This is a genomic window from Fusibacter sp. 3D3, from assembly GCF_001748365.1.
GTDB lineage: Bacteria > Bacillota > Clostridia > Peptostreptococcales > Acidaminobacteraceae > Fusibacter_A.
Genome location: NZ_BDHH01000041.1, coordinates 1 through 6,674, shown reverse-complemented (window position 1 = coordinate 6,674; position 6,674 = coordinate 1). Strand labels below are relative to the sequence as shown.

At 36.9% G+C, this 6,674-nt stretch carries 7 protein-coding genes; 6 read left to right on the top strand and 1 reads right to left on the bottom strand.

Annotated features, from left to right (window positions below; translation table 11 throughout):
* Window positions 1-452: 452 nt before the first annotated feature.
* The 3 genes from F3D3_RS22915 to F3D3_RS22905 are packed head-to-tail and all read left to right on the top strand — an operon-like array spanning window position 453 to window position 2,271.
* The gene (locus tag F3D3_RS22915) at window positions 453-1,010 is read left to right on the top strand and encodes a GNAT family N-acetyltransferase (protein WP_069876834.1); all 558 of its coding nucleotides are present in this window, start codon (window positions 453-455) and stop codon (window positions 1,008-1,010) included.
* 2 nt (window positions 1,011-1,012) lie between these two features.
* Entirely contained in the window at window positions 1,013-1,837 is an 825-nt protein-coding gene (locus tag F3D3_RS22910) for a VanW family protein (protein WP_069876832.1), read from the top strand.
* Window positions 1,834-2,271 carry a J domain-containing protein gene (locus tag F3D3_RS22905; protein WP_069876829.1) on the top strand — a complete coding sequence of 146 codons (438 nt, stop codon included), beginning with the start codon at window positions 1,834-1,836 and terminating at the stop codon, window positions 2,269-2,271. Before F3D3_RS22910 ends, F3D3_RS22905 begins: the two co-directional genes overlap by 4 nt.
* Here the strand turns inward: F3D3_RS22905 and F3D3_RS22900 are convergent.
* Window positions 2,268-3,626, bottom strand: a complete 1,359-nt coding sequence (locus tag F3D3_RS22900; protein WP_069876827.1) for an MATE family efflux transporter — start codon at window positions 3,624-3,626, stop codon at window positions 2,268-2,270. The two genes, F3D3_RS22905 and F3D3_RS22900, sit on opposite strands and share 4 nt — an antisense overlap.
* Before the next feature lie 307 nt (window positions 3,627-3,933).
* Here F3D3_RS22900 and F3D3_RS22895 point away from each other — a divergent pair, with 307 nt between their 5' ends.
* The 3 genes from F3D3_RS22895 to F3D3_RS25320 form a co-directional block, all read left to right on the top strand.
* Complete coding sequence (locus F3D3_RS22895) at window positions 3,934-4,551, top strand: class I SAM-dependent methyltransferase (RefSeq protein WP_069876825.1); 618 nt, start codon at window positions 3,934-3,936, stop codon at window positions 4,549-4,551.
* 42 nt (window positions 4,552-4,593) lie between these two features.
* A complete protein-coding gene (locus F3D3_RS22890; RefSeq protein WP_069876822.1) occupies window positions 4,594-6,315 on the top strand; it encodes a GGDEF domain-containing protein in 1,722 nt (573 codons plus the stop codon).
* A gap of 210 nt (window positions 6,316-6,525) precedes the next feature.
* The coding region (locus F3D3_RS25320; RefSeq protein WP_139132202.1) for a transposase family protein at window positions 6,526-6,674 on the top strand (149 nt) is incomplete at its 3' end.

The following is a 6,674-nucleotide window of genomic DNA, read 5'->3' as shown; positions in this document are numbered from 1 at the left end:
ACCATCACGAAAAAGAAGACCAGTTTAAAGTTGAAGCGTTATAAAGCATCAATAGATGAGTCTTTTCTAACGAAAGTCGTATCTGAGCTGTAGAAAAAAGGCTGAGTTATACCATTCGTAGGGTAAGTCGGCTGTAGTGATACAAACGGTTTATTAGTTGTGCCCTCAAAACTGTAAAAAGGATTGAGCTCTGCATTAAAACATAAGTCATGCCACATAATCCAATAGCGCAATGCTATTTTTTTAAGACTTTGAATAAAAGCCTTGATTATGGTAGATTTTCATGCGATAGCCGTGTGTGATCAGCAGATCGTTATAGCAAGCCTAATTTTATTATTGTATAATGAATTAGAGTGTCAAAAGTCAAAATTTGAGCAACCCTATACCCTATGATGCGCTTACGAAAAGTAATCGACCAGAAGTAGGGTAGAATGGCGTAAAGGGGATCTAATATGATCATAAAACCGTTTCACCCGTTTCCAATATTGGAAACTGAGAGATTGAGCTTAAGAGAAATCAGTGATGAAGACGACCACGATTTGTATGAAATTTTAAGTGATCCGGAAGTCGCGTTATATGATTATTTTTATCCAGTAGATTCTATTGAAAAAACGCACCTATTTATTAGGCGGTATCACAGCGAACTCATGGCAAACGATGAGATCACTTGGGGGATCTATCTAAAAACGCCCAGTAAACTTATAGGCACATGTTGTCTAGGGAACTTTGACCAAGATACTTTAAGAGCTGAAGTCGGATATGCGCTTTTACAAAGCGAATGGCGCAAAGGCTATGGGACTGAGGCGGTTGGTAAAATCGTTGATTTTGGATTTGAACAGATGGCTCTCAATCGGATAGAGGCGACGATTACTCCTGGAAATGATGGCTCAGTGAGATTGCTCGAAAAGGTAAATTTTCAAAAAGAAGGTCTGGTTAGACAAAGAGACCTTATAAAAGGGCAATTAGTAGATGGCATTATCATGGGCATACTCAGAGAAGATCGGGGTTAAAAATGGATCAATTTGAACATCTGAGACCAAAATACAGATCAAAGCTCAGAGCAAGTTTTGGACGTAAGTACTACACTTATATGCGTTATATGGAATGGGTTGTCCATCGACATAAATTTGCGAGGCAAAATTCAAAGACTCCTTTAGAATTTTGTATCATCAAGCATCAGACGCCCTTGTATAGAACGTTAAAAAATGTCGATATGTGGTTGCAACACAATAAAGTCAACAATTTAAAAATTGCGATTAAACAGATAGATGGGATTATCATTAAACCCGGAGAGACTTTTTCCTATTGGAAACTCATCGGGAATCCCACTGCGTCAAAAGGCTATAAAGAGGGCATGATTCTACACTATGGGACTTTTAAAGCGGGGATTGGTGGTGGTCTTTGCCAACTCTCCAACCTGATATACTGGATGGCGTTACACACGCCACTGACAATCACAGAAAGACATCGACACAGTTTTGATGTCTTCCCAGATGCGAATAGGACGCAACCTTTTGGAAGTGGTGCCACTTGTGTTTACAATTACAGAGATTTGCGCATTCTGAATGATACGGATGAAACTTATCAAATTAGACTTTTCATAGAAAAGGATCATTTAGTCGGCACTATTTTATCAAACTGGCCTCAATATTTTAAGTATAGTATCTATGAAAAAAATCACAAATTTACACTTCAATTCTGGGGCGCTTATGTGAGACATAACGAAATAAGAAGAGTTGTAAAAAACATGAACCATGATAAAATTACAGATGAGCATATCTGTGAAAATCATGCGCTTATGATGTATGAGCCGCTGCTAGAGGGAGGACCTAAATGAATAAAATGGAGCTTGTGAAAAAATTGAGGCAACTAAAGAAGCAAGAGATCGCCATTAGATTTAATTATAGACCAAGACCCGAGGGAATGGCTTTAGTTTGGGATCAGTTTTTTTCTGCAGACCAGCGTTCAAATCAAGTGGCTTATCCCCTTACTGCGCTGATAGACATGTCGCATGAGGACCGAAAAGAAGTTTTTATCTGTTATTTTTTTGCAGTCTATCATCAACATTATAAAGAGAATGGGCTCCCTCTGACGCAATTGTTCGATCCTGTACATTTAGAGGCACTGGGATTGGTTGCACCGGTTACAGAAGCGCAAATTAAGAAGCGTTTTAAAGACCTTGCCAAAGTTCACCATCCTGATAAAGGTGGGAACTCTAGCATCTTTGTAGAAATATTAGAGGCTTACGAGAAATTGAAAGAAAAGTTTTAACCTATTCTAATTTCTGCCCATTTTTTACTTTTAAATCTAAGCAATAGAGCACTTGTAAACAAGAGAATGGATATAATTTCAGCATGCCATAATCCTGCGACACCATGTCCAAGGTGAAGGATAAAGACATATGAAAGCGGTACAAAACACAACCAGAGTCTGGCTATGGTGTATATCATGACTTTCATAGTATCGCCTGCCCCTCTAAGTGCACCACTCATAACAATCATGAAGTTTAATCCAGGTTGGTTAATGGCTAAAAAAGGCATGACGGGTATTCCGAGCATAATGATTTCCATTTCGGGTGTGAAGAAGGCTATGAGTGTTCCTGGTAGAGTGATGAATAATAGAGCGCTTAAAAAACCCCAAGTCATTCCGAGAATAGAAGCAGTATAACCCACCTCGCTGGCGCCCTTTGTATCTTTTTCACCGAGAGATTTTCCAACAAGTGTTGCAGTTGCAATAGAGAATCCAACAGCAGGCATAAATGAAAGCGATTCAATTTGATTTAAAATTCTAAAAAGAGCTTCTGAACTCGTTTCAAGTTTTGCGATGAATATACCAACGACTACAAATGCAAGTTGCATTAAGGCCTGTTCAGCACCTCCGGGTAGGCTAATTCTAAAGAGTGGATTGAGAATTTTCGAATCCATCACAATCTTGAATTGCAGTTTGAAGTGATGTGCTTTAAAGTATAGATGATGAATGTAGATGATGACTGCGACTAATCTAGAAAGAGAAGTTGAAAGCGCAGCACCGGCGATCCCGAGCTCTGGGAAGGGTCCCCATCCTGTGATTAAAAAATAGTTGCCAATCACATTGAGTATGTTCACAAATGCAGTGATCTTCATGGGTGTTTTTGTATCGCCCGAGCCTCTTAAGATGGCTGCAAATGAAAATGATAAGAACATTGGAACAAAACCAAGCAGAATCACAGTGAAATAAGTTACTGAATCCGAGAAGATCGCGGGTTCAATATCGTAGATTGTAAAAATTTGATTTCGAAAGGCATATGAAATCACTAAAATGATGAAACCGATTAATAAATTTAAGATGACATTTTGTTCGGCTATATTTTTGAGCTTTTCATAATTTTTTTCACCAAATGCTCTAGAAATCATAGCGATGGCACCTGTGTTAAATGCAGAAAAAGTGAATATCAAAAGATACATAATTTGATTTGAAAAGCCGACTGAAGCGATGGCATCAGAACCAATAAGTTGTCCGAGCATTATCAAATCTGCTACTCCAAGAAGCGTGTTTAATCCCATTTCAATAATAGCAGGCAAAGAGAGCGATAGAATCGTGATAATCAGTATTTTTTTTTCTTTTATAAATGGAACAAACTTACTCATTATAGGCTCCTCATAATTATTTTGATAGTCGAAAGGGTACATATAATTATAGCGTATGATCTTATTTTGAAAAAGTTAATATTTCATTAGAAAGTGATGTGAAAGCCCCATGGGGGATTGCGTTTATAGCCCTTGAGGAGATGTCCCCCACTTCTCTAAGTGGGGGTTCATATTCCTAATTCAGTGGGAGTCCAAACTTCCACTGAATGCAATCCGATAGGATTGTGCAAGTGTTACGAAGGTAGCGAAGCGGACTGAGTATACGCTTTGATTTTTCTTAAATATAGAAATAGATGGAGATAAACATATGAATAAATACGATTTTTTTATGGCACCTTTTGAAAATAATGGGTTGAAAGATTTGAGAAGCACACTCATTTCAAAATCAAGCGGAAAATGCTTGGAACTTGGCATTGGTAGCGGGGCAAATTTGAAATTTTATGATTCAGCTCGAATTACACATTTGACAGTATCTGATATAGATGAGGTTGTTAAGATAGAGTCTAAAATTGCAGAAAATCTAAAGTCTTTTATTCAGTCGAGTCAAGATAAGACGATTGAATTGGCGCAACTGGAAGTGATGCAACTTGATGTAGAAAATTTGCCGTTTGATAACAACACATTTGACACGGTTGTTTCAACTTTGATATTCTGTTCTGTCCCTGATGTTATGAAGGGGTTGTCTGAGATAAAGCGCATTTTAAAACCAACAGGACAGTTCATTTTTATCGAACATGTTTTATCAAAATCGCCAGTGGCATCATCGATCATGAATATGTTGACACCTGCGTGGAAAAAGGTAGCACATGGCTGCCATCTGAATAGAGATTTTGAAAGTGCATTAAATGAAAGCGGTTTTAAAGTTCAGAAGCACCAGTTTGTCATTAGAGATATTTTTTATGGTGGGATCGCCATTCAAGTTTAAATAAAGGTATGATCTTTAGAATTAAATCGATGAGGAGTATTTGTGAACCAGAAAGATGTGTTTCTAAAAAGATTGAAAAAATCAAAGCCCTATATTACTTTCTTATTGATTTTTACGCTTATTATATTTTTGGCATACCTCTCTCCAGAGAAAGATTTGTCTATTGCTAAAGGCAATATTTTGGATTTAAATGATAATTGGCAAGTTTCAACGGATAAAATTTCAACAGATAGTAGTACATCTGGCCATGTGGAATTGCCTTATACGATTGAAAATGTTGGTTATGATCAAGTATTTAAAGTTGAAAAGACTTTGGATGAAGCTTTTCCAGATGGGATGTCACTTAGAATACGTGCGTCTATGCAAGATGTTTCCGTGATCGCAAAAAATAGAATCATTTATCAGAGCGAGAGAACACGTGAAGGCAGATTGGTATTTCCAGAAGTCAGTATGTGGCATTTGGTAGAATTACCAGATAGCATGGCTGGAGAAGTATTGACTATTGAATACAAGACAAAAATCAATACTTTTTTAGGGGTTGTCAACCCTATCTATTATGGTGAAAAAGAGGCCCTTATTTATGATATTGTGCATAAAAATATAACGGGATTAGGCGTTGCGGTAACAATGCTCATTACAGGTGTATTAGCCATCATTGCCTCTATCATCTTAAGTCGTATAGGGGATTACAGATTGCTTTATCTCGGACTGTTTTCTATATCCGCCAGTATTTGGATGATGTCTGAAATGCGTGTTTTACAATTGGTAACGGGTAATCGGTTTATTCTTGGAGGGATAAGTTACTTGATGTTACCCCTGTTTACAATCGCTCTTGTAAGATATCTAGGGATTGTTGTTTTGGAGAAATACAGGTGGTATACCCAAATTATAGTGCGACTATTTTTCGTCCTGTTATTTCTATCAATTGTGCTTCAAATGACAGGGCGAGTTCCTTTTATTGCCATTACTACAATTACCTTAATTTTGATTGGAAGTGTTATTTTAGGGACTCTTGCTGTGATGAGTTATGAAAGTTTTGTTTTAAAAAATAAAAAATCAAGCCTTTATCTGATGCATTTAAGCGTTCTCATCGTTACAGGCTTTTTAGAAATCGGTGTCTTTTTTAGTAAAGAATTTGATTTGTTAAATCTTTATAGCAAATTGGGATTTGGTGCCTTTATGGCCTTTCAATTTATAGAGAGCATTAAGTATTTTAATAATTTATTAGTGTTAAAAAACGAGTCCAAATTGTTAGAAAAGATGGCTTATACAGATATTTTAACAGGTGGAGATAATAGAGCTGCATTTGAACGCGACTTAGACGAGCTCCTCAACCGAGCACTTGGAAACACATTTAGGTTGGCGCTTTTAGATATCAATAATCTTAAAAACATTAACGACACATTTGGGCACAGTGAGGGCGATCTTGTTATTAAGCGGACTTATGATGCCATTCAAATGGCTTTTTCGGAATTGGGCAAGTGCTATCGCTTGGGTGGTGATGAGTTCGCGTGCCTCATGGAGGATGTAGATCCGGTAAAATACAACTCGGCTGTAGCACAGCTTGATAGATTACTTGGAAAAATAGAGCAGGAACTGTCTTATAACTTTAGTATAGCAATTGGACACGGCGTTTTTTCGTATATAGATCATGAAACCAATGTTGACTTTGGCGCATTTTTCCACAAGGTTGATTTGGCTATGTATGAGCAGAAAAGAGCGGCAAAAGGCCAAAATAAGCAGATAGAAAATCAAATTTCGTAAGTATTAATCTAAAGAACTGAATTGTTCAAATAATATTGACATACGGTCAAATAATATTGACACGGCTATCGCATGAAAAAAATGTAGAGTATTTTAGGAAAAGTGAATGCGAAAATGCAGAAGGAATAAATGGTAATAATTACAAAAAGGAATTAAAGAAGTAATGTCGAATTCAATACTAGAGGAAAAAAACTCTGGAGGAGAATTCATATGGACAAAACAATGTTTAAAAGTGCATTTGAAAATGTAAGCGATTTTAGACAAGAGTGGAAAGTAAAACATAAGCTGATAGAAATAATCTTTACAACAGTGATTGCAACGATTGCAAATGCGAATACCTGGATAGAAGTAGAATCCTT